At 42.7% G+C, this 25423-nt stretch carries 19 protein-coding genes; 13 read left to right on the forward strand and 6 right to left on the reverse strand.

Features of this window, described 5'->3' with window-relative positions:
• The first annotated feature begins 3 nt into the window (after window positions 1-3).
• The 3 genes from M3180_RS10440 (at window position 4) to deoC (ending at window position 3630) form a co-directional block, all read left to right on the forward strand.
• Window positions 4-1281, forward strand: a complete 1278-nt coding sequence (locus tag M3180_RS10440) for a Glu/Leu/Phe/Val family dehydrogenase (RefSeq protein ID WP_432806926.1) — start codon at window positions 4-6, stop codon at window positions 1279-1281.
• A gap of 32 nt (window positions 1282-1313) precedes the next feature.
• On the forward strand, window positions 1314-2291 hold the full coding sequence (locus M3180_RS10445) for a diaminopimelate dehydrogenase (RefSeq protein WP_251667372.1): 978 nt from the start codon (window positions 1314-1316) through the stop codon (window positions 2289-2291).
• A 658-nt stretch (window positions 2292-2949) separates the two neighbouring features.
• Window positions 2950-3630: a deoxyribose-phosphate aldolase gene (gene deoC / locus M3180_RS10450; RefSeq protein ID WP_251667373.1), complete on the forward strand. Its 681-nt coding sequence runs from the start codon at window positions 2950-2952 to the stop codon at window positions 3628-3630.
• A gap of 99 nt (window positions 3631-3729) precedes the next feature.
• Here the strand turns inward: deoC and M3180_RS10455 are convergent, their stop codons facing one another.
• A complete protein-coding gene (locus M3180_RS10455) occupies window positions 3730-4794 on the reverse strand; it encodes a peptidylprolyl isomerase (protein WP_251667377.1) in 1065 nt (354 codons plus the stop codon).
• Window positions 4795-5035: 241 nt separating this feature from the next.
• Between M3180_RS10455 and M3180_RS10460 the strand changes: the two genes are divergently transcribed.
• The 5 genes from M3180_RS10460 (at window position 5036) to M3180_RS10480 (ending at window position 14539) form a co-directional block, all read left to right on the forward strand.
• On the forward strand, window positions 5036-7039 hold the full coding sequence (locus M3180_RS10460; protein WP_251667379.1) for a bifunctional diguanylate cyclase/phosphodiesterase: 2004 nt from the start codon (window positions 5036-5038) through the stop codon (window positions 7037-7039).
• A 38-nt stretch (window positions 7040-7077) separates the two neighbouring features.
• Window positions 7078-8514 carry an HD-GYP domain-containing protein gene (locus M3180_RS10465; RefSeq protein ID WP_251667387.1) on the forward strand — a complete coding sequence of 479 codons (1437 nt, stop codon included), beginning with the start codon at window positions 7078-7080 and terminating at the stop codon, window positions 8512-8514.
• Between the two features lie 22 nt (window positions 8515-8536).
• Window positions 8537-12403, forward strand: a complete 3867-nt coding sequence (locus M3180_RS10470) for a response regulator (RefSeq protein ID WP_251667390.1) — start codon at window positions 8537-8539, stop codon at window positions 12401-12403.
• A gap of 128 nt (window positions 12404-12531) precedes the next feature.
• A complete protein-coding gene (locus M3180_RS10475) occupies window positions 12532-13233 on the forward strand; it encodes a response regulator transcription factor (protein ID WP_251667392.1) in 702 nt (233 codons plus the stop codon).
• A gap of 112 nt (window positions 13234-13345) precedes the next feature.
• Window positions 13346-14539, forward strand: a complete 1194-nt coding sequence (locus tag M3180_RS10480; RefSeq protein WP_251667393.1) for a putative bifunctional diguanylate cyclase/phosphodiesterase — start codon at window positions 13346-13348, stop codon at window positions 14537-14539.
• Window positions 14540-14701: 162 nt separating this feature from the next.
• Here the strand turns inward: M3180_RS10480 and M3180_RS10485 are convergent, their stop codons facing one another.
• From M3180_RS10485 to ilvA, 5 genes are all read right to left on the reverse strand, one after another.
• Window positions 14702-14920 (reverse strand): hypothetical protein, encoded by a 219-nt coding sequence (locus M3180_RS10485; RefSeq protein ID WP_251667395.1) that lies wholly within the window; start codon window positions 14918-14920, stop codon window positions 14702-14704.
• Window positions 14921-15033: 113 nt separating this feature from the next.
• Complete coding sequence (locus tag M3180_RS10490) at window positions 15034-15654, reverse strand: TraX family protein (protein ID WP_251667397.1); 621 nt, start codon at window positions 15652-15654, stop codon at window positions 15034-15036.
• Window positions 15655-15849: 195 nt separating this feature from the next.
• Window positions 15850-16317 carry a large-conductance mechanosensitive channel protein MscL gene (mscL, locus tag M3180_RS10495; RefSeq protein ID WP_251667399.1) on the reverse strand — a complete coding sequence of 156 codons (468 nt, stop codon included), beginning with the start codon at window positions 16315-16317 and terminating at the stop codon, window positions 15850-15852.
• Window positions 16318-16450: 133 nt separating this feature from the next.
• Complete coding sequence (locus M3180_RS10500; protein ID WP_251667400.1) at window positions 16451-17014, reverse strand: TVP38/TMEM64 family protein; 564 nt, start codon at window positions 17012-17014, stop codon at window positions 16451-16453.
• Window positions 17015-17539: 525 nt separating this feature from the next.
• Entirely contained in the window at window positions 17540-18805 is a 1266-nt protein-coding gene (ilvA, locus tag M3180_RS10505) for a threonine ammonia-lyase IlvA (protein ID WP_251667401.1), read from the reverse strand.
• 95 nt (window positions 18806-18900) lie between these two features.
• Between ilvA and M3180_RS10510 the strand changes: the two genes are divergently transcribed.
• From M3180_RS10510 to cysI, 5 genes are all read left to right on the forward strand, one after another.
• Complete coding sequence (locus M3180_RS10510) at window positions 18901-19437, forward strand: hypothetical protein (RefSeq protein ID WP_251667402.1); 537 nt, start codon at window positions 18901-18903, stop codon at window positions 19435-19437.
• A gap of 68 nt (window positions 19438-19505) precedes the next feature.
• The gene (locus M3180_RS10515; RefSeq protein WP_251667403.1) at window positions 19506-20357 is read left to right on the forward strand and encodes a helix-turn-helix transcriptional regulator; all 852 of its coding nucleotides are present in this window, start codon (window positions 19506-19508) and stop codon (window positions 20355-20357) included.
• A 67-nt stretch (window positions 20358-20424) separates the two neighbouring features.
• On the forward strand, window positions 20425-21096 hold the full coding sequence (locus M3180_RS10520; RefSeq protein ID WP_251667404.1) for an SOS response-associated peptidase family protein: 672 nt from the start codon (window positions 20425-20427) through the stop codon (window positions 21094-21096).
• 642 nt (window positions 21097-21738) lie between these two features.
• Complete coding sequence (locus tag M3180_RS10525) at window positions 21739-23571, forward strand: assimilatory sulfite reductase (NADPH) flavoprotein subunit (protein WP_251667405.1); 1833 nt, start codon at window positions 21739-21741, stop codon at window positions 23569-23571.
• Between the two features lie 69 nt (window positions 23572-23640).
• Window positions 23641-25380 carry an assimilatory sulfite reductase (NADPH) hemoprotein subunit gene (gene cysI / locus M3180_RS10530; RefSeq protein WP_251667406.1) on the forward strand — a complete coding sequence of 580 codons (1740 nt, stop codon included), beginning with the start codon at window positions 23641-23643 and terminating at the stop codon, window positions 25378-25380.
• Window positions 25381-25423: the final 43 nt, after the last annotated feature.

The raw sequence follows: 25423 nt of genomic DNA on the forward strand, positions 1-25423 counted from the left end.
AAAATGAAGGGCAGATCTAATATGACAGTATCCGTTATTCAAGAAACTCTTAATCCTTATGAGATTGCACAACAGCAAGTAGATGCTGCAGCAGCTCTATTAAACTTGCCAGAACATATTGCGAACGTGTTAAAGCGCCCAATGCGTGTGCTTACAGTAAACTTCCCAGTAAAAATGGACGATGGTTCTGTACGTGTGTTTGAAGGCTACCGTTCACAGCATAACGATGCGATCGGTCCTACTAAAGGAGGAATTCGATTCCATCCGGATGTGACATTGGACGAAGTTAAAGCACTTTCTATGTGGATGAGCTTTAAATGTGGTGTAGTAGGTTTACCTTATGGCGGCGGTAAAGGTGGCGTTATTTGTAACCCTCGCGAGCATAGCAAAGGTGAGCTAGAGCGTATTAGCCGCGGCTTTATGGAAGCTATCGCAGCATTTGTTGGTCCTCAAAAAGATATCCCAGCTCCAGACGTTTATACAAACGCTCAAACAATGGGCTGGATGATGGACACGTACAGCAAGCTTGCTGGCGTTAACTCTCCAGGTGTAATTACAGGAAAACCAATTATCCTTGGTGGATCTCAAGGTCGTAACGAAGCGACAGCACAAGGCTGTGTTTACACGATTCTTGCTGCGCTTGAGGATATGGGGAAATCACCAGCTGATGCAACAGTTGCAATTCAAGGATTTGGTAATGCAGGTCGTATTGCAGCGCGTTTGCTTGACGAAGCTGGCTGCAAAGTTGTTGCAGTTTCTGACTCTAAAGGCGGCATCTACGATCCAAATGGACTAGATCTTGCGAAAGTTGGAGAGCTTAAAGATAATGCTTCCATTCTAGATTACGGTCAACAATATCATATCTCGAACGAGCAATTGCTTGAGCTTGACGTTACTGTTCTTGTGCCAGCTGCACTTGAGAACGTCATTACTTCAAAAAATGCAAATGATATTAAAGCAGCAATCGTAGCCGAAGCTGCGAATGGACCAACAACTCCAGGTGCAGATCGCATTCTAACGGAAAAAGGAATTATCGTTATTCCTGACGTGCTTGCAAATGCAGGTGGCGTAACAGTTTCTTACTTCGAATGGGTTCAAAATTTGATGAATTATTACTGGAGCGAACAAGAAGTACTTGAAAAACTAGAAGTAAATATGATTAACTCTTATAAGGCAGTGCGCGATCTTGCGAAAGAATATGATGTAAATCTACGTAAGGCTGCTTATATGATCGCGATCAAACGCATCTCTGCTGCTATGGAAGCAAGAGGTTGGGTTTAATATTTACAACATAGAAAGGTGAGTTATACGTTATGACAAATCGGATTCGCGTTGGAATCGTAGGATACGGCAATTTGGGCCGTGGAGTTGAATTATCCATCGCGCAAAATCCGGATATGCAGTTGGATGCAATTTTCACTCGTAGAGACCCTGCAACGATCTCTTCGAGCACAAAAGCATATTCGATTGAAGAGGCAGCAAGTTTTGTAAATGACATTGATGTCATGATCCTATGCGGAGGCTCCGCAACAGATCTACCTGAGCAAGGACCACAGTTTTCTAAAATGTTTAACGTAGTAGACAGCTTCGATACGCATGCGCGTATTCCTGAATACTTTGATGCAGTCGATGCATCTGCACAAGAAGGCGGTAAGCTTGCAGTGATCTCGACTGGTTGGGATCCAGGTTTATTCTCAATGAATAGATTGCTGTTTGAATCAATTCTACCTGAAGGGAATGGCTATACATTCTGGGGCAAAGGCGTTAGCCAAGGTCACTCAGATGCCATCCGCCGAGTAGCTGGAGTTAAAGACGGCAAGCAATACACGATTCCAATGGAGGAAGCGGTGCAGCGTGTTCGTAACGGTGAAAACCCGGAGCTTACAACGCGTGAAAAGCATTTGCGTGAGTGCTTTGTCGTAGCTGAGGAAGGTGCTGATCTTGCGAAGATTAAGGATGAGATTGTTTCAATGCCTAACTACTTCGCGGATTATGAAACCATCGTACATTTCATTACTGAGGAAGAATTGAAGCAGAACCATTCTGCAATGCCGCATGGTGGTTATGTGCTTCGCAGTGGTAAAACTGGTCAAGATTCTACTCAAATTATGGAGTTCGGCTTAAAGCTAGGCAGCAACCCAGAGTTTACCTCTAGTGTGCTTGTTGCATATGCGCGTGCAGCATATAAGCTGCATAAAGAAGGGCAGAAGGGTGCTAAAACGGTATTCGATATTCCACTTGGATACTTGTCACCTAAATCTGCTGCAGAGCTTCGTAAGGAATTATTGTAATAAGCAGTAGCTGGTCATGATAAGCAGGGTATCATGACCATGCTTTTACTCTTCATTTGTATAATGTGAATAGAAATTTGCATTTGTCTAATAACGTGAACCCATCCTTTCTTTAATTCAAGTCATAAATGAATGATCAGCTCAACATTTCCATCACTTCACATTCCAATGGGATGAGGTAGTGATAGAGATGTTGAGCTTTGCTGTACATATAAACATTAAGCACCAAAGCATATGCTACCGATGAGCGAATCTGTTAAAATGGTGGAATAAAGGTTGAATATAGCTAGGAACTGAGAAGCGCAGCTACACGTTTTCGAAGGAAACGGCGGCGAATGCATGAGCTTGTTATTGGTACGTGAGCACTGGAAGGTCCGGCTGAATTCAATATTCGAAGTCGAGTAATCTCACAGTTCAACCTCGTGATCAAAGGTGTGCGATTTGAACAACCTATTCCAATAAAAGTTTAAAAAGATCAGCTTTCAGCACCGAGAAGGTTGGATGAAGCTAGGGAGTGAAGCGCGGAACGTACGTTATTAGTACGTGAGCACTGTAAGTCCCGGCTGAGTTCAAGATTCGAAGTCGAGTAAGCTATCTGCAATACATCGTGATCAAAGCTGGGCTTTTTAAACATCCCCTAAAGGAAGGAAGAATGAATGTGGATAGAAGAGATCTAGCATCAACCCTCGACCACACACTGCTCAAGCCAGATGCAACCGAGCAGGCGATTATATCGCTTTGTGAGGAGGCGGCTGAACATAGCTTTGCAACGGTTTGTGTTAATCCTTGCTGGGTAAAGCTTGCTGCGAAGCAACTGCAAGGCGCTGAGCAAGTTGGGATTACGACTGTTGTTGGATTTCCATTAGGAGCTGCTTCCAGTGCAAGTAAGGCTATGGAAACGAAGCAGGCGGTTGAGGATGGAGCAACAGAAATTGACATGGTTCTAAATATCGGCTATTTAAAAAGCCGGATGCTAAACGCAGTTAAGTCAGATATTGAAGCGGTTGTTGCTGCTGCGGGTGATCGAGCACTTGTTAAGGTTATACTAGAAACATGCTTACTAACCAATGATGAAATTATTGAAGCGTGTAAGCTTTCAGTAGAAGCTGGAGCACAATATGTAAAGACATCGACTGGTTTTAGCTCAGGCGGTGCGACGACCGAGCATATTCAGCTAATGCGTGCCACCGTAGGTCCAAATATCGGTGTTAAGGCATCAGGCGGTATTCGGGATTATGAAACAGCAATTGCGATGCTGGAAGCTGGTGCAAGTAGAATCGGTGCGAGCAGCAGTGTAGCAATTGTGAATAGAATGGACGCAAAGCAAGACGGTTATTAATATAACGAAGGGTTTTTCGTTCTTACGCGGAGGCTCGCGTACAATATATACACAAAAGGCTTGCGTCCTCAGTGACGCAAGCCTTTTGCTTGTCCAAAATTATTCTGCTGCAGGTTCATTCGCTGCAGAGTCGTTTGCTGGAGTATCGTTTGTTGCTGGTACTTCAGCTGCTTTATCTTCTACAAGGTTATTCGTAATTTTTGCTTTAGAACGAAGATCCTCTGTATATGTGCTATTATTCGCATAAATTTCTTCATTAATTAGCTTAACCTTAATAGCATCCTTCATCGTATCAAAGTTAGCCTCAGTCGCTTCTTGGTAGTCAGTTTTAAGGATAATATGGTAACCGAACTCCGTTTCCACAATATCGCTTAGCTCATTAACTTCAAGCGCGAATGCCGCTTCAGAGAATTGAGGTACCATCTCCTCATAAGTGAAGAAGCCAAGATCGCCGCCAGTTGTCGCAGTGCCATCAGTACCGTACTGCGCTGCTAATTCAGCAAAGTCTGCTCCATCTTTTAATTGAGCAAGAATATCCTCAGCCAGTGCCTTGTCCGTTACAAGGATATGAGAAGCTTTAACCTTTTCCGCGGAACCGCCTAAGTTACTTTTGTTCTCATCGAAATACGTTTGAACTTCTTCATCTGTTACTTCAACAGTATCTTGAAGCAATAGACGTACAAGGGTTTGTAGTTTAAGTTCGTTTTTAAGATCGTCCTCAGTCATGCCATAGTAAGATAGGAAGCTTTGGAAATTCTCTTCAGAGCCGTAATCAATTTTTAGAGCTGCAATGTCAGCTGAAAGGTCTGCATCTGTAAGCTTAATGTTTTTAGCTTTAGCTTCTTGTCCAACAACCTCTTCCGTAATCATACGATCAAGCACGCTTGTAATGCTGTCTCCATAATATTGCTGAAGTGTGCCAAGTAAATCCTTTTGTGTAATTTTCGTACCATTAACTGTTGCAAGTGTTTCTTCCTTGTTGCCCCCGATTGGGAAGATAATCACTAATATTAGCGCTATCGCTAATATGATGGATGCGATCATCCAAAAAGGATTGTTTTTTGAGCCCCCACCGTTTCTTTCATTGTTGTTAACGATAGGTGCGTTACCCGCAACCTCATTGTTTTCTGAGAATTGCTGAGATTGCGTTTCTTTATTATCCATTCAATTGAACTCCTCTCAAATATAAAAGTCTGTTAATACTATAACAAATTTCTTTACGAAAAACATTAATATAAGCTTAAATAATAAAGCGCTTTAGGGATATGACGAATAAACTCGAATAATGTCGAAAAAATCGACAATTTATTGCTCGAAGGTAATTGTAAAGCGCTATTTAAAGGTTATAATGTTGTATATAATTGTTGCATTAATCTTTATTTACGGATCGTAGTGGAGGGTTATTTTGGTTTTATTAACGGGAAGTTACAACATATGGATCGTCGCATTGTCGCTTATTATCGCCTTTTTTACATCGTACCAAGCATTAGGGCTTACAAAAAAGGTTACGATGCTACAACATAAAATTACATGGATATGGTTAATTATTGCAGGCTTTGTTATGGGCTGTGGCATATGGACCATGCATTTTGTTGGAATGATTGCCTTTCACTTGCCTATTCCGATAGACTATCATTTTGGAAAATCTCTTATATCAGTTTTGGCTAGTATCGGGGCATCAATGCTAGCATTTTACGTGACGAGTAAGAAAGCATCTCAAGGCAAGCTGCTGCTTGCAAGTCTTTTTATGGCCTCAGGCATTGTAACGATGCATTATGTCGGTATGTCCTCTATGATGAATGAATTTATGACAATTAGCTATGATCCTATCATGTGGACTCTCTCAGCAGTTATTGCATTTATAGCCTCCTATGCAGCACTAAATCTCTTTATGAGAATGAAGAAGAAAGGAAGCTTCCTTCATCGAGCAGCTGCTGCATTGCTTATGGCTTTTGCAGTAACTGGCATGCACTATGTAGGGATGGAGGCAAGCTCTTTCTGGTGCATTGATCCCGCATATATAACCCAGCAGGCACAGATGCAGGCTCCTGCTAGATTGCTCATTACTGTACTTGTTGTAATTGTAGTTATTATCTTGCTGACCTGGCTGGCGCAAGTATGGGAGCAATTAATTTATAAGAGAATGGCATATACCGATTCCTTGACTGGACTTAATAATCGACATGCCATGAACGAATTTTTCAAAACAACCTCCTTAGTAAATCGTAAGCAAGCTGTCCTGTTTATTGATCTGGATCAATTCAAATACATTAATGACACACTAGGACATGATGTCGGAGATCAATTAATACAGCATGTGGGTGATAAGCTTAGAAGGTATGCAGAACCTCCGAAGCGAGTATTTCGCATGGGCGGAGATGAATTTATGATTGTCATTCCATATAACGAGAAGAAAGAGGTTCATCAAGCAGCGAAGCAGCTGCTGCAGGAAATTAGTTCACCTATATTACTAGGAAAGCACCAGCTTGAAGTAACCTGCAGCATTGGTGTGAGCTATGCAGTAGAGCACGGAATTACGAAGAATAGCCTGCTGAAAGCAGCGGACACGGCGATGTATTACTCGAAAAAATTAGGTAAGAACCAATATTGCGAGTACTCCAAGGAAATGGAAGATAAAGTGATACGCAGGCTCGAGATTGAAAAAGGGCTGCGCGACGCTCTTGCGAAGAAAGAATTTCAATTATATTATCAGCCCAAATGGGACATTAATACGAATCGTCCGATAGGCTTTGAAGCACTGCTTCGCTACACTAGTCCGGTGATCGGTGCTGTGACGCCTGATGAATTTATCCCGATTGCTGAAGAAACGGGGCTTATATTGCCCATAACAGAATGGGCACTTAGCACAGCATGCAAGGACTGTTATGAGTGGAATATAGATAGTGATGATGAATTAGTCGTTTCTGTCAATTTATCTAGTAAAATAATAGAGTCAAACCGTCTAAGTGACATGACAAAACGTGCACTAGAACAAACAAAGCTATCTCCACATCTATTAGAGCTTGAAATTACGGAGCAGATGCTGATGAACTGTGGAGCTGCTGTGAAGGAACAAATCGAACCGTTGCAGAAGCTAGGTGTTAAATTGTCGATGGATAACTTTGGCTCGGGTTATTCCTTCTTAGGGTCGCTCGAGGAGCTTCAATTTCAAACATTAAAAATCGATAAAAAGTATATTGAGCAATTTGAGTTGCCTACAAAGCAAGCCATTGTGCGCTCTATTATAGGGCTGGCTAAGCAATTGCAAATTCAGCTTATTGCGGAAGGTGTGGAGACAGAGTCGCAGCTGCAGTTTATACAAGCAGCAGGCTGTCATTTGGCGCAAGGATTTTACTTTAAGAGGCCAATGCCGTTCAATGAGATTGGAACATGGATTAAGGAGCTGTAAGACGAACTGAGATAGAGAATAGGAACGGAGGAACATCTATGCGTTCTCGCAGACTCGTGCTGCTTCAGCTAGGACTAGCAATGATTATACCTATTATTATTTATTATTGGTTGCAACAACTGCCCTTTAATCATGATACAATCAAGCATTCCTCTTTCATATATATGATAGGTATGGTGGCCTTGTTAGCTATCATTATTTCGGTTGTGATAGGAGTAGTCGCTCATCAAATTAGAAATATAAAGGTATTGTTTGTATCCCTTGCTTATGCATCGATTGGCGGTATGCTCATTCTTCACGGATTATCGATACCGAGGCTTGGAGCAGTATCAGAGCAGCATTTTTACTTGTACGCACAGCTTGCATTAGTGCTATCGTCATGCTGGCTATGGCTGAGCTCACTTTCAGCAGATCATATGCTTGTCAGATACTTGATTAAGCATAGAAAAAAGCTGATGCCAATATCGTGCGCAGCTATGGTCGTTGTCGGTTTAGTTATCTGGATCGCTGAAAGCAATGAAGGTAACGTTATCTTATTCCATGATCATACAATTCGTCTAACGACGCTCATCATTTTGCTCTTGAACACGTGGACCGTTTATCGGCATCTCATTACCTATATGGCTTCACGGTTTTCTATACAGCTCGCTATCGTGTACAGTACAGGCTGGCTGAATACAGCTCAAGTGGTGCTTGCTACGACTTCTCCTAACGGCATCGGCTGGTGGGTGCATCACATACTATTGTTCTTGTCCATGATGGTTCTGATGATCGTTATCGTGAATGAATACTCGAACAATGAATCACTTAAGGATTTAGTGAAGCAGCTGTATCGTGCCGATCCTGATCGATGGATTCAAACCTATATGACGCAAAGTGTTAGTGAGCTAGTGAAGAAAACAGAAGCAAAGGATGCCTATACTGCGGGCCATAATTACCGCGTAACGGTCTATGCTTTGAAGCTAGGTGAGGAGATGGGACTTTCCTCATCGCAGTTAAAGTCGATTGCGCAGGGTGGGCTAGTCCATGATGTTGGGAAAATATTTATTCCCGACTACGTGCTTAATAAGCCTGGTAAGCTAACCGATGATGAACGCAGGCTAATTGAAAAGCATCCGCTGGATGGCTATAACATGTGTAGGCAGATTGGATTTATGATTGAGGAGCTGGCTATCATTCGTTCCCATCATGAGAAGTGGAACGGCACAGGATATCCAGACAAGCTGTCGGGAGAATCTATCCCTCTAGTCGCTCGCGTCACAGCGATCGCAGACGTATTCGATGCGTTAACATCATCACGTTCCTATCGAAGAGCAATGTCATTAGAGAAAGCGATGAGCATCATTAATGAGGAAAGCGGAGAGCATTTTGATCCGCGCTGTGTTGAAGCTTGGAAGAAGCTCATAGATGAAGAAAAAGATTTCTTTGAACAAATGCTATCTAGTCATAGCAAGCCAAGTAGCGCTACTAGCTAGCGATAGATGGGAGGATTGACCGATGAATACATTATCTCTCCGCACAAAGGGCTTAATTATTATTATCGTAATATCATTGGTGCCTCTGTTGATAGTCGGTCTTTTTAATTATACATCTGTTAAAAATGATATGATTGAAACAGAATTAGATAATATTCGACTGAAGCAGGATAGTCGGTCTTTATTTCTTCAATCCTGGCTTGATATACGTAAATCTGAAGTTCTTGTTATGAGTCGCACGAATGAAGTAAGATCTGGGAACACGGCCGCTATGAAGGGTTACTTAGAGCGTGAGCGTGCTCTTAATGAATTTCAGTACAGTGAAATTGGCTTTGTTACTCAAGACGGCATCATTACGAGTCTAACTGGAAAAAAGAGTACACTAAAAGAGCAGCTGCCGATAGCAAGATCGTTACGAGGCGATATCGTTTTAACTGACCCCGTATCTACCGGTGCGGAAGAGCGGTTAGGCTATATTAGTGTGCCTGTTTATAGTATGGATGAATCTAATGAATTGATAGGTGCGTTATTCGCAGCGTATGCCTTCCCACCTGCAGCATATAGTGAAAAGCTGCAAATCGAGGAAGGCAATTTGTATTTATACAATCATAGTGGGCAGCTCATTTATGATCATATACACACCGTGTTTTCGAATCAGCAGGATATCGTGTTACGTAATCATCTAAAAGAGCTGGCTGGACTAGCCTTGATCGATCCAGTGGGCAACAAGGAAGTATCTGTTTCACTGCAGGACTATATCATTTTTTATCAGAAGATCGGTGGAACAAACTGGGTAATTATGGAGGTCAAGGATCTTGGCTCAATCAACAAGCTGGCGGCACCTACCTTATGGCGTATGCTGCTCGTTGTTGCGTTAGCCATCGGCTTAATAGCGGTAGTGTTTTATTTATACTTCCAATCTATTATTACTCGTCTTAAAGCGATTTTACAGGTTACGAAAAGAGCAGCAGCAGGTAACTTTGATGGAGATCACCTAAATGCATCTACACAGGATGAGATCGGTAATTTAGCTAAAACGGTAAATGGCATGATGAGGCGATTGCAGCTTATGTTCGACCGACTTGATGCTGTCATTAACCAGAATAAAAATCCAGTGTTCGTCATGGATGAACGTTATTACATTACATATCTCAACAAAGCAGCCGAAGAAATGATTGGCTACACGTCAGAGGAATTGGTTGGCAAGGCGACCCCCTTGATCTTTATGGATATGGATGAGGTTAATGAGCTGGCTGAAAAGTTTTCGCAGGAAATTGGAAGAGAGGTTCAGCCAGGTGTGGAGCTGTTTATAGAGCTCAGAAAGCATTATCCAAACTATGAATATGAATTGACTATATTGCACCGTGACGGACGCAGAACCCCTGTATTCAATCGCTCAAGCAGCTTGAAGGATAGAAGTGGCCGCTACTCGGGCATTATTGCTCTCCTAACGGATCTATCAGAGCAAAGACAATTAGAGACTGATAATAACCGCCTGCAGATGGTCGTTGCTTCCGCGAAGGACCTCATTGCATCCGTAGACCAAAACTCGAACATTATTTTTATTAACCAAGCTGGTCGAGACATACTTGGCCTAGGCGAAGAGGAGCTGCGCGGTCTGTCGTTAAAAAGCTTGCTGCCTGAGCACATGTACAAGCTGCTGCTGAGGGGAGCTATTATTGCTCGTAGGCAGGGATTCTTTGAGTGCGAGGCTCAGTTCCAAAATATTGCTGGTAAGTTTATTAATGTCTCCATCATTATCGTGACGTATGAGGATTCCATGACAGGAGAAACGATGTTTTCCTGCATCTCGAGGGATATTACGGAGCAGCTAGAGGTGCAGCGTAAGCTTGTCCATGCGACCGAGGTGGCTGAAGAGGCTAACAAAGCCAAAAGTAATTTCCTTGCGCTGATGAGTCATGAAATCCGTACGCCACTTAATGGCATCATCGGACTGTCTCAGCTATTGCAAAAAACGGATCTCGATCATGTACAGCATGACTATGTACAGCATATGAAGGACTCATCAAGTATGCTTCTAAATATCGTAAATGATATTCTCGACTTCTCTAAGCTTGAAGCGAAAAAGATCGAGCCAGACTTATCTACCTTCCAAATGCATGTGCTTATTAATCATCTTGCTGACCAATTAAATGTTTTCCTTGGGGGCAAGGAGCAATTTGAATTTAAAATCGAAATTGATGAGCATGTACCGCACAGTGTAATCGGAGATGCATTGCGACTTGAGCAGGTATTGTCTAATCTTTGCGTCAATGCTGTAAAGTTTACTGAGCACGGACTTGTAGAGCTCACGATCACTGTGGCAGCTGATCGCGATGATGAAATAGATCTGCAGTTCCTCGTAAGAGACACGGGAATTGGTATGTCGGAGCAACAGCTGAAATATATTTTTAAGCCATTTACGCAGGCCGATTCTTCAACGACACGAAAATACGGGGGAACTGGTCTCGGTTTAGTTATCTCGAGAAATCTAGTTGAGCTGCTTGGCGGGGAGCTGCACGCTGAAAGTAAGCTGCACGAAGGTAGTGCATTTACATTTACATTGCCATTTAAGAAAGTAGCGTATCAATATACACCAGAGCCTATTCGGCAGAAGCAGCAGTCAGTGAAAGTTGAAAGTGTTGCATGGATCATTGAGGATCATGAGCTAATGGCTAATTATTGGTCCCAGCAGCTTGCTGGCTGCGGCTATAATGCTGTAAAGAAACGATCCTGGAAAAAGGCTTACCTGCGATTAATGCGCTTAGGAGAAGGGGCTTACCCTGCGTTCATTATCGTCGATATGGAGATGAACGATATGTACGGTATGGATACATGGCTAGAGTTTCAGGAAGCTGCTGCAGAACGAAATATTCCAATCATTGCGATAACTACAGCGTATGGACGTGAGGAGCTATTACTGCTGGAGCCTGAACTGCAGCCACAAGCGATATTAACGAAGCCTGTCACGCAGAAACGGTTCCAAGATGCGATTGATCATGTGCTGTATGAAAAAACGAAAAGTCGTCAAGCTCCTAAGCATGAATCCGAGCTGAAGCAGAATCTGACAAGTAATAAGGCAGCAGAGCTCATCGAGCTTGATGAGCCTCAGCTGCAGGTGCTGCTCGCGGAGGATAATAAAATAAATCAGCTTGTTGCAGCGGAGATGTTAAAGCATTGCAATTGTAAGGTAACGATTGCTAATGATGGATTGGAAGCCATACAGCAGATCGAAAAGCAGTCGTATGATCTTGTCCTTATGGATATTCATATGCCGCAGATGGATGGGCTTGAAGCAACGAGGTATATTCGCTCGCAGGAGCAGTATCGTGAGCTTCCTATTGTTGCTGTAACGGCAAATGTATTGGCTTCTGACCATGAGCAGTATGTGCTGCAAGGGATGAATGCTGTCATTACGAAGCCGATCACGCTGCAGCAGCTTGAGCAGATTATTCAGCAGTATACGCAGAAGCAAGCGTCACAGCAGAGTAAGCAAAACGCTCAGCCTGTTCTTGCCAACGAAGAGCTTCTTATTAAATTGGAATCACTCTCATCCATTGATGCAAAAACTGCAATCGAGCGCGTGAATGGGAAAATTAATATTTATATGCATATGCTTGAACAGTTTTTAGATGATTATTCTTTCTTTATATCAAAGCTTAAGCAGTATTATGAAAGCAACGATTACGATGAGATAACAAGAGCACTGCATACGTTGAAAGGTGCATCAAGCTATCTTGGAGCACATCATATTGTTTCATTGACAGTAGAGGGCAAAAGAATATTACGTGAGAAGCAATCTTCGATGCTTCCAACATATATTAACGAGCTGGAATCGGCATTAAACGCTGCATTATATGAGATTTCAACAACTTTAGAGCACCCTTAATAGTTGTCTAACAATTTCTTAATAGAAATCTAACAAATCGTTGTCGTAATGAGTGGGATGTTGTATAGTATTAGATAACGAGACAATATAAGGAACGCAGAACTGAACAAATCATAAGGGTGACGTCCATGTATAAAGTGTTAGTCGTAGAAGATGACGTTATGATGAGTGATATGCTGTCCATGTATTTATCGGAGGAAGGCTATGAGGTAAAGCAAGCCTTTGATGGAACTGAGGGATTTCAGCTAATTGAGCAGTTTAAGCCGCATCTGTTGTTGTTAGATCTCATGCTGCCAGATATGAACGGGATTGATTTGTGCTCTAAGGTTAGAGATGAATCAATGATGCCGATAATGATTCTATCGATGAAGAATGAAGTTTCAGAACGTGTATCCGCTCTAAAGGCGGGTGCTGATGATTATTTGTGCAAGCCTTTCAGCATGCATGAGCTGACTGCTAGAGTAGAGGCGCTTATCCGTAGATCAATTCATATGAATACGACATATGAGGAGACTAGCTTGCAATCCGGGGCAGATAACTCGATCATGCTAGATTATGAGCGCAGGCAGCTACTCGTTAGAGGAGAGCCTGTCGAAACGACATTTTCAGAATACGAAATTATGAAGCTGTTCATTACCTCTCCTAACAAAGTATTTAGCAGAGATGAGTTGATTAGCGCTGTACGTGGCTTTGATTCGTTCGTTACAGATCGATCAATTGACGTACATATCGTTAATTTACGTAAAAAAATTGAGTACAATCCGAAAGAACCGAAATTAATAAAAACAGTATGGGGGTTTGGGTATAAATACACCCCTAGCATAATTTGACTGTCCTTTTAACAAAGGGCAGTTTTTTTTATGATAAGCTATACCATTTATAGCCGAATGATGTAAAATAACAGTAGACTATCTAGAGATTACAACTGTGAGGTGTGGTGATTTGCTAATTACTACCATAGATTGGGAAGCAGGCTTAGATGCCCCGTTCGATCAGATGAAAATGAGATCGGCTATTCATGAAAAGCTAATCACCACGAAGTGGATTTTTCGGGATTTTATTCGACATATTGAGGAAAGACAACACAAGCTGGTCATGATTCTTGAGATAGAGAGCTCCTCGCTTAAGCGGGTGGAGGGCGCGATAAGAAAATGCATTGGTCAGACGCTAACGATCGACGGACGAATCTATCCCATTCGGCTCTATATCGGTTCCTACTATGATGAGCAGCATGCTTACGACGAGCGTGATATTCTGCGGAGCAAGTATGCATTGCAGCTAGCGAAGAAACAAGGTGTCAAACGAAGCCAGGTTATGGTTCAAGAGCAGGCTGAGCAGTACAATCAGGAAATTCTCATTGAATCACTGCTATCGAACGGCATTGCCAATAGACAATTTCATTTAGATTTTCAGCCTATTTATAGATTGATAGACGGGGAGTTAGTTGGGTTTGAAGCACTGGTGCGCTGGCATCACCCTCAGCTAGGTTTATTAAGCCCGATTCAATTTATTCCTTTAGCAGAACAGAATGGCTTTATTTCGGAGCTTGGAGAGTGGATTATCGAAGAAGCATGTAGACAGCTCGTAAGCATCCATGAGCGACTTGGGCAATCAACTTTGCGTGTTTCTATTAATGTATCTCCTGTTCAGTTTAAGCTTTGTAATGTTGCCGAGCTTGCATTAAAGTATGCTCAATGCTTTGGGTTAGACCCATCCTATATTCAGTTTGAGCTCACTGAGAGCACGATGGAGTTAGTAGATGAACAAGTTATTGAAGCAGCTGCGGCCTTAAAGGGTGCAGGATTTAGTGTTGCTATTGATGATTTCGGTACAGGCTATGCTAGTCTAGAAAGCGTAAGTGCGATGCCAATTAATTGCGTAAAGCTGGACAAGCACTTCATTGATAAGATCCAATCGAACAAAGCTTATTTAACCATTGTGAAGCATACGATACGCATGCTGAACGAGATGGGGCTGGAGCTTGTTGCGGAGGGTGTCGAGACGCAGGAGCAGTATGAGTTATTATCAATATTAGGTTGTACATATGCTCAAGGCTATTATATGAGTAAGCCGATCCCAACGGTTCAGCTAAGCCACGCAACTATAGCAAAACTACTAAACTTCAAAATTGCTTAAATCATATAATGCATATAAACCATAACCATATAAAACGTATAAAGCATATCATTCATATAAAGCAAATACCCCCAAAGGTGAATCACACCCTGAGTTAGAAGGAAACTAACGATCAGGGCTTCATTCAGCCATTTGGGGGGTTTTTAATAGTTAGTAATGAAATTATGAAACCTCTAGATAAAGCTTTGTTCCATCATTATATTGGAAAATTGCTACATCACGGACCATTTCGACAGAGGTGATCGTTTTCCACTTTTTACGGAAGGAAAAGTCGTATTCAAGTTCCTGCAGCTTATTGTTCAGCTTATCGTAATTTTGAGGCTTCTCTGTGGGAAAGTACACAGGAACAGAACGATTTTTATATTTAATAATTTTCATCATCGGGAGAACCTCCTAAAACTTTATGTTTATAGTATATAAACAAAAATTTAAGAGGGAGTGAATAATACGTTTAATAATCGTTTACTAATCTAACACTTTTCTAATACATTTGTTTAGATATTATAGGAAATTATTGCGATTATTAATAAATGCAATGGATAAAAGCTTCTCCATAACCAGCGAGGAACATTTATCTGATCGACTTTCTTAACCCAATTTGGCAGAAAGCTAATAAAGCAAGTAACAATTAGGCTAAAAAATTGAATCCCCCATACTAATAAATAGAGGAGCTCTAGCAAGCCGTGATAGAGTACCATACGCTCCCTGGATGCGTATCTAAATATGAGCATAAGTGCAAGACCATATGCCCCATAATCCAGGGAAAACCATTCCGCGGCAAAAAGCGCAGTGATTACTCCTAAACATTGAATGATCGGTTTTTTGGCTGCTGCATCCATGAGCTTAAATAATATTAAGCCGACAAGTAGCGTGACGATAATATTGAAATGCTTCGTGTCAAACGCCCATTGATACATGGGCTGGGATATAGCTGCAAGCAGAGCAACTCGTAGCACATACTTTGTGTAACTGCGTGTACGCTGGTAGCCGATGACCATCAAGTATGCATATAACGGAAAAGCAATTCGTCCAATGATACGAAGCCACTGCTGATCTGGAAAGAAGACAGCGCCGATGTGGTCAATGAGCATTGTAAGCATAGCAATCCATTGCATGCTCATTCCTCCTTTAACTTACTATGAGCAATAAAAAGAGCTGGAGGACAAGCTTACAGCGATACTGTAAACGAGTCATTCCAGCACTTAACCATACAGGTAAAGAAATGTAGAGATGTGATGTCAAAGCACTATAATAACCGCTTGTCCTACCACGAATAGAGGTAGAGGGTGTTTAACGCACGTTTTCATATACTAAGCATTGCTTGAGGTAGCCTTTAGCTCCGATGTGCAGTATTTGCAGCGCGTTGCCTTGATTGGCACTTGTGATAAGCAATGTGGGCATTCCTTCTCCGTAGGTGCTGCAGCAACTTCTTCTTTTTTCTTCTCTTTTTCTGTCATACGGCGAAGTCGATTGATGCCCTTGACCATAAAGAAGATACAGAGTGCAACGATTAGAAAATCTAGCACCGTATTAATGAAAGCACCATAAGCAATCGCTGGTGCCTCAGATGGGTTTTCATACGTATTCGGATCTGCGAGTGGCAGCTTTAAATCTTTAAAGTCTATTTCTCCAAGTAAATAACCGATCGGGGGCATAATGATATCGTTAACGAGTGACGTAACAATTTTACCGAAGGCGCCACCAATAATGACACCAACAGCAAGGTCAATGACATTACCCTTAACAGCAAACTCTTTAAATTCCTGCAATATTTTCATAGTATATCCTCCAAATCTAACTTTCAACGACTGTAGTTAACATAGTTATAGCTACGAAACTAATCTAGCACCGACGGCTGAATTTATCAATATTTAATTTTATTGCCGTAAGGATTAATAGAAATACGACTAGTTACTTATTATAACGCTTCTCTAGTTTTTTTCCGCCAATCCAGAGCACTGCAATACCCGCGATGGACGCGATAATTCGCCATGGCTCTGTGAACAGATTCGTAATATCAAAGCTTAGTAAAGCGATAAGAAGCACCATCATTGCCTTACCAAGCGAAATAGCGACTAGGAAGGAATGAAAAGGGAGCTTACTTAATGCTGCGACAATGGTAATGAGTACAGATGGTGTAAACGGGAAGCAGGATAACAGAAACAAAGGGGTGAAGCCTTTGCTTTCAATCCAGCCAAATACTTTCTCTGTAGAAGCGTATCGTTTTAGCAGACGTTCCCTTAATCGGTGACCGTATTTTCTGCAGATTCCGAAAAGTATGATTGCTCCACTGACAATCCCTACCCAAGAAAATAATATACCGAAGCCAAAGCCGTATATATTTACATTTGCTGCAATAATGACGATAAGAGGCAAAAAAGGCAGGAATGCCTCAAGCAGCGGAACGAGTATACCAGGCAAGGGACCAAGGCTCGATAGGCTCTCAAGAAATTGTTCAATTTGCTCTAATGTCATACAATATGATTCTCCGTTCCAGCAATTTAATATAGGATATATTTTCTCTATCTACTACGTGTTCAGGTGATCAAAATGTCCGGCTGAATTCAAGATTCGAAGTCGAATAAGCCTTCAGTGCCACTTCGTGATCAAGGTTGGACTATTGAATTTCCCCTTCAAATAAAGGTTCAAAATGTCCGGCTTTCAGCACCAAGAAGATCGAATGAAGCTAGAGACAGAGGAGCGCAGCGTACGTAATTGGTACGTGAGCACCGGATGGCTCGGCTGAATTCAAGATTCGAAGTCGAATAAGCCTTCAGTTCCGCCTCGTGATCAAAGTGGGTGATTTTGAACTACCCCTTTTAATAGATGTTCAATAATTCAACTTTCAGCACCGAGAAGGTTGAAAGAAGCTAGAGACAGAGGAGCGCAGCGTACGTAATTGGTACGTGAGCACCGGATGGCTCGGCTGAATTCAAGATTCGATGTCGAATAGGCTCTCAGTGCTACTTCGTGATCAAGGTTGGATTATTGAACCACATCTCAAATTAGGATGTTAAATAGTACGGGATCCTTGTTCAACTCAACAAACGGATACCCCCTACTTTCCATGCGCTCGATCAACGCGGCATAATCTTCCCTATATTTTAGCTCTATGCCGACAAGTGCTGGTCCATTATCTTTATTTGATTTTTTAACATACTCAAAACGAGTAATATCATCGTTAGGTCCAAGCACCTGCACTAGAAATTCTCGTAGTGCACCTGCGCGCTGCGGGAAGCTAACCATGAAGTAATGCTTATAGCCTTCATAGATTAAGGAGCGTTCCTTAATTTCCTGCATACGATCTACGTCATTGTTTCCGCCGCTAACGACACATACAACCGTTTTACCTTGAATCTGCTCCTTGTATTGCTCAAGTGCTGCAATGGGCAGGGCGCCTGCAGGCTCAGCTACAATCGCATTTTCATTGTATAGATCTAGCATCGTTGTACATACCTTGCCTTCATTCACATGAATAACGTCATCGAGCAGCTCCTTACACACTGCATACGTGAGATTGCCGACTCGTTTAACTGCTGCACCATCTACAAATTTATCAATCTGTGGCAAGGTGAGCACTTCATTATGATCAAGCGCGTAACGTAGCGAAGCAGCTCCTTCCGGCTCAACACCGATAATCTGTGCGCTTGGAGCAATGCTTTTCATATAGGAGCTAACACCGGCTGCAAGCCCGCCGCCGCCAACTGTAACAAATACAAAGTGCGGTGCCTGCTCAATATCATTTAAAATCTCTAGCCCAACCGTACCGTTTCCTGCTATAATCATTCGGTCATCGAATGGATGGACAAACGTATAGCCGCTTGCTTCGCTCTCGGCAACTGCTTCATTATAAGCATCGTCAAATGTATCGCCTTTTAGTATGATCTCAACGGAGTTTCCACCGAAAAACTGAACCTGCTTCACTTTTTGGTTTGGCGTCGTGCTAGGCATAAAGATTTTACCTGGAATCCCTAGAGTTTGACAGGAGTAGGCAACACCTTGCGCATGATTGCCTGCACTGGCGCAGATGACACCGTTTAGAGGTCCTTGCTCAGATAAGGAACGAATCATATGGTAAGCTCCACGAATTTTAAAGGAGCGGACGATTTGTAGATCCTCGCGCTTTAAATATATATTTGCGCCGTAGCGCTCAGAAAGTACGCGATTGAATTGCAGGGGAGTATGTGAAATAACATCCTTAAGATGCATATGGGCTTGTACGATTTCTTCTAAACCAATTTTTACCTGAGTTTCGGACTCGTTCATAGGTTACATCGATCCTTTTCTTGTTTTAATATATATCTTGTTACTTTAATAATAGTATATCATTAGGTAGATCACCATGCAGAGGGGTGAAAATTATGAAAAAAAGATGGATATTGCTGTTGTCGGTATTGTTAGGCTTAATCATCCTTGTTGTTGGTCTACTCGTCTATATTTATCCTAAAGAAAAATTAACGATGGACTACACACGCGTGCAGTATGAAGAGAAGTTTGCAGATATTGTGCGTAGGCTGGAGCCTGAGATCATATTAAACGAATCAGATATTAACGCAATCATAAAGTCGAATTTGGATACTCAGCTTAATGAGCAGCTCGTCATAGAAGGCGCTCATTTTACAGTAGGTGATCAAAAGCTGTACGCCAAGCTGAACGTGAAAGCGTTAGATGCTGTAAGAGCGGAGTTGCTTGCGGTTTACTTGATTGAATGGAAGGAGCCGGAGCTAAAGCTTATTCCTGTTGAATTAAAGGTTAAGCAAGTAACATTGCCAACCTCAGTACTGAAGGAGATTGCTATTCAACTTTATGACACGAACAATGACATTGTATCTGTGGAGCGTCTGAGTACGATCGGCAATGAGCTTGTCATTCGATTGAAATTTAATCTATTTAGATGATGAACAGCGGCGATATGCATGACACAATCGCTGTAGACTTATAGATAATGCAAGAGGAGAGAGTATAGTTGGAATCATCATTAGTCATTACATTTAAGTCGCCACCATTTCCTTATTTCATAGAATCTAATTCACATACGTATGAAGTCGGAGAAGAGCATCCGAATCGAACGAACATTGGCTTGTTCGATATGATTTATGTAAGGGAAGGGTGCTTATATATCGGTGAGGGGGATCATCGATGGGAGCTTCGTAGAGGTGAAGTGTTAATCCTCCGTCCCGATGCTTGGCATTATTCGTATGCACCGTGCTCTGAACGCACGACGTTTGACTGGCTTCACTTCCAATCTGCTGGTCCCTGGGAGGAGATTGAAAGCAGCGAGCAGGGCGTCTTACGCGGTGATTATTACACATATGCGCTGCGGGTGCCTAAGCATATAAAGCTGCAAGCAACCAACGAGATGAAATCATTGCTGGAGGCACTGCATGAAGCAGCAAGGAATAGCTCACATGGTGCGTTCTGGGATCGACAGCAGCGTTTTCTTCATTTGCTGCAAATGCTGGATGAAGGCTGGAGAAGCGATACAGCAAAGGCTTCCGTCATTGTAGCAGAGAAAGCAGCTGCATTCCTAAAGCGTAATTATCGCCAATCGATCAGCAACCAGATGCTAAGTGATGCGCTAGAGCTGCATATCAATTATATTACGCGCAGCATGAGTGAAGTGTTTGACTGTACGCCTCAGCAGTATTTGCTCTATTATCGTATTGACCAGGCAAAGCTGCTGCTGATCAAAACAGATTGGCCAATCTCGCAAATTGCATTGGAATCTGGCTTCAAGCAAACGGCGCATTTCTCAAGATTGTTCGCCAATCAGGTTGGATTGTCACCGCTGCGCTATCGTAAGAAATTTACACACTAGATGCATAATTTACCTCCTTGCTACAAAAACTGGAATGACTCGTTCCATTGCCAAGGAGGTTTTTTAGATGATTGGACGCTTTTCGTTAAAGGCTGAAGTATCGGATGTTGCAGAACAGTTTAGAGTAAATCGGGTTGAACAAGCACATAGTGAACGCTACAACGTAGTACCTACACAAGTCGTATCGGTCGTTATGAATGATCGACATCAAGAGCGCGTCATTCAGGAAGCGAGATGGGGCATGTTTCCGTTTTGGGCGAAGGACTCTGTCAATACATCCAAAGCTGATATTCGCCGCAAGCCGTTTCTGCATGAATTAGCTAAACGCAGCCGTTGCATTATTCCATGCACTGGATTTTATGGTGCGAAGCTAGTTGGACAAGAGCGTGATCCTCGCGCGATGCATATCGTTATGCAGGGAAGACCGCTGTTCGGGATTGCTGGAATTATGGATTGCTTTCGCAATGCACAAGGCAAGGAATACCGTGTATTTACAATGCTGACGGAAGAAACGCTAGGTCATATGAGTGATTGGCAGCCAACCTTGCCAGTCGTGCTTGATGAAGAGGGTGTAGAAGCGTGGCTTAATCCACATGAACGCAATATCGATTTGCTGCAAGTATATTTACCGCGCTTAGAAAGCTATCAGCTGAAGGCATACCCTGTAACCAATGATGTACACAATGAACAATATGACGCGCCAGACTGCATCCGTGAGCTGAAGATTGATTATGCGTGATTAAGCAATCAGGCTTGATGTATTGCTGTAAAAGATAGCATATCTATTGCAAGCTATGGTTTTGAAAATATGCAAGTGAAAAATTTAGCTGTCATAAAAGTTAGTATGAACTGACTTTTTTGACAGCTTTCTTTTTATTGGAGGAAGAAATCGAACAACACATTGGTATACCAGTTATATATAGTCGTCTTGTATGAAAAAGCATACAAAACCCCCTACATAGCAGGTGAAGCAGTCGTGTTTGTATGAAAAAGCATACAAAAGTCCCCATACAGCGGGCAAAGCAGTCGCGTTTGTATGAAAAAGCATACAAAACCCCCACACAGCGGGCAAAGTAGTCGCGTTTGTATGAAAAAACATACAAAATTCATTCCCATTCTTGCGCTCAACTGAATCCAGCCGATTTCTAAAATTCACTTCAAGAATTCCAAGAAAAACATCAATAAAAATTACAATAAAACCTACCTATAAATGTCCATATATTACCTATAAGAAAACTCTTAAAATCTCTTCAATATTTCTTATAGACCGAATCCTTCGCTTTACATTGACCCTCTACGACCGAATATGGTAATTTTAATGATAGAATAATTCAGAGTAATATGATAGGAATTAAATATATCATTATGCGGGGTGTAAAGCTTGCAATTATTAGTCACGAATAGTCCGTTTTCGGAAGAGCAGCTACAGCATATTAATGCACTGCTTCCGACTTTAACTGAAACCCAAATCCATTGGCTGAGCGGATATTTAGCCTTTTATCGTAGCAATAATGTGCAGGGGGCATTACAGGCTGCTGCACCACAAGGATCGGCTTTTGCAGTTGCTCCTGTCGTAGAGGCTGTTCAATTGCCTAAGGAAGCAACGATTATTTTCGGTTCACAAACTGGAAATGCTCAACGACTTGCAGGAAGATTAGCAGATCGCTTAAAAGCAGACGGCTATGACGTTACGGTGTCTGCTATGAATAAGTTTAAACCGAACGATCTAAAGAAGGTTGTTAACCTATTTGTACTTGTAAGCACGCATGGGGAAGGCGATCCGCCAGACAATGCAGTTTCTTTCTATGAGTTTTTGCATGGCAAACGTGCACCGGAGCTTAAACATGTAAAATACTCCGTGCTAGCGCTTGGCGATACATCGTACGAATTTTTCTGTAAGACAGGTCAGGACTTTGATGCACGCTTGAAGGAGCTAGGAGCAGAGCAGCTCGTTGAGCGAGCAGATTGTGATGTAGACTACGAGGAGACAGCAAGCGGCTGGATCAATGCTATCGCAGAGAAGCTTAACAGCGCGCAAGCAGCGCCAGCTGTTCAAGCAGCTGTTGCAACGGAAGCTGCTGCACCCGCATCTGTTGAATATACTCGCAATAAACCATTCCAGGCTGAAGTGATTGAGAGCATAAACTTGAACGGACGCGGCTCAGATCGTGAGACACGTCATCTTGAGCTATCGCTTGAAGGCTCGGGTATTATATATGAGCCAGGTGATGCGGTCGGTATTGTGCCGCATAACGATCCTGAGCTCGTGAAGGAGCTTATTGAAGAGCTTGGCTGGAAGCCATCAGAGCAAGTAACGACTAAAGATGGTGTTACGCTGTCTGTTGAAGAAGCGTTAACGAAGGAATATGAAATTACGACTCTATCAAAAACATTGCTAGAGAAGTTTGAACCATTTGCTAAAAATGATAAATTCAAAAAGCTATTGGGTAATGCTGCTGAGCTTAAAGCTTATGTGAAGGGCCGTGACTTACTTGACTTAATTCAAGACTATGGTCCATTTACATGGCAGCCAAGCGATGTGGTTAGCGTGCTTCGCAAAATTCCAGCGCGTCTATACTCAATCGCTAGCAGTCTTGCCGCTCATCCGGATGAGGTGCATTTGACGATTCGCAAGGTACAATATGATGCACACGGCAGACAGCGCAATGGGGTGTGCTCGGTATACGTATCAGAGCGTTTAGAGGTTGGCGATCATGTCTCCGTATTCGTTCAATCCAATCCAAACTTTAAGCTTCCGGCAAGCCATGAAACGCCGATCATTATGATTGGTCCGGGTACTGGTGTTGCACCATTCCGCGCATTTATGGAAGAGCGTGAGGAAGCGGGAGCAAGCGGTAAGTCTTGGCTGTTCTTCGGGGATCGCCATTACGTGACGGATTTCCTCTATCAGACAGATTGGCAGCGCATGCTAAACGAGGGCGCATTGACGAATTTAGAGGTCGCATTCTCTCGCGATACGGAGCAAAAGGTATATGTACAGCATCGTTTACTCGAGCATGCAGCTGAACTATATGCATGGCTAGAAGAAGGCGCGCACCTATATATTTGCGGCGATGAAAAGCATATGGCCCATGATGTACATGAGGCATTGCTTCAAATTATTCAAGAGCAGCGTGGCGTAAGTGCCGAAGCAGCAGCAGCTTATCTAAGTGAGCTGCAGGATGCAGGGCGATACCAACGTGACGTGTACTAATAGATAATAGAATAGCAGTTATTACAACTGATCGAGGTCGTTTCATAGAGCTATGGGGGAGGTAACGTGATGACAAGCAAGAAGAAGGTAGAGCCAATAGGCGGCACACCAAGTGATGTAGAGGATCTGAAGGTAGCAAGTAAGTATTTGCGTGGCTCATTAGCAGAGCAGCTAAACAATCGCGTAACTGGTGGATTGACGGAGCTTGACAATCGACTGTTAAAGTTCCACGGCAGCTATATGCAGGATGATCGTGATTTACGTCAAGAACGTGAAAAGCAAAAGCTGGAGCCGGCGTATCAGTTTATGCTTCGTGTAGTAACTCCAGGCGGCGTTGCAACACCAGAGCAATGGCTTACGATTGATGAGCTTGCTGATAAGTACGGAAATGGAACGATTAAAGCAACAACACGACAAGCCTTTCAATTGCATGGCGTGCTGAAGTGGAATCTAAAGAAAACGATAAAGAGCATTAATGATACGCTATTATCGACACTAGCAGCGTGCGGTGACGTTAGTCGTAACGTTATGTGTAATCCGAATCCGTTACAATCAAAGGTGCATGAGGAGATTCATCATATTTCCAATGAATTGACTCGTCACCTTGCTCCGCGCACACCAGCCTATCATGAAATTTGGCTGGATGGCGAGAAGCTTGAAAATCCATATAAGCCATACGGCGAAGCGGTTGATCCGGTAGAGCCCATCTATGGGCATGTGTATTTGCCTCGTAAATTCAAAATCGGTATCGCTGTTCCACCGTCGAATGATATTGATGTATACTCACAGGATCTCGGGTATATTGCGATCGTTGAGGACGACAAGCTTGTTGGCTTCAATGTGACGGTAGGCGGCGGTATGGGGATGACCCATGGTGACACAAATACGTATCCTCAGCTTGGCAAGGTAATTGGCTACATTACACCAGATCAGGTGCTTGAGGTAGCGGAGAAGGTTGTAACGATCCAGCGCGATTATGGTAACCGCTCTGTGCGTAAAAATGCCCGCTTTAAATATACGATTGATCGCCATGGTTTAGACTGGTTCAAGGAAGAGCTGCATGAACGTCTTGGCTGGGAGCTTGCTCCTGCACGTGAGATTCACTTTGAGAACACGGGCGATCGTTATGGCTGGTCGAAAAACTATGATGGTACATGGAACGTGACGCTGTTCATACGTGGCGGACGTATTGACGATACAGAACAGAGCCAGGTTAAAACAGGCCTGCGTGAAATCGCCAAAGTACTTAAAGGCGATTTCCGTCTTACTGCTAACCAAAATGTAATGATTGGCAACATACCGTCTAAGCAAAAGGCTGCGATTACTAAGCTGTTGAAAAAATACAATATTTCTATCGGAGAGGAATTATCAGGCTTCCGTCGTAATGCACTATCCTGTGTTGCATTGCCGACTTGCGGCTTAGCCATGGCTGAAGCAGAGCGTTATCTGCCATCCTTGCTTGATAAGCTAGAGCCGATCATTGAGAAGAACGGCTTGCTTGATACCGAGATTAATATTCGTATAACAGGCTGCCCGAATGGATGTGCTCGTCCTGCGCTTGGCGAGATCTCTTTTATCGGTAAATCTCCGGGGAAATACAATATGTATTTGGGTGCTGGCTTTGCAGGTGAGCGCTTAAACAAAATGTACAAGGAAAACATTGGAGAAGCAGAAATACTCGAAACGCTTGAGCCAATCATTGCGCACTATGCGAAAGAGCGCAAAAAGGGCGAGCATTTTGGAGATTTCGTTATCCGTGCAGGCTACATTAAAGCAACAACGGACGGTACAAACTTCCATAGCGCATAATTGCTTGCAATGGAATGTGAAGTGATGAGTTTGACTCGATAGT

Source organism: Paenibacillus camelliae (assembly GCF_023715345.1).
GTDB lineage: Bacteria > Bacillota > Bacilli > Paenibacillales > Paenibacillaceae > Pristimantibacillus > Pristimantibacillus camelliae.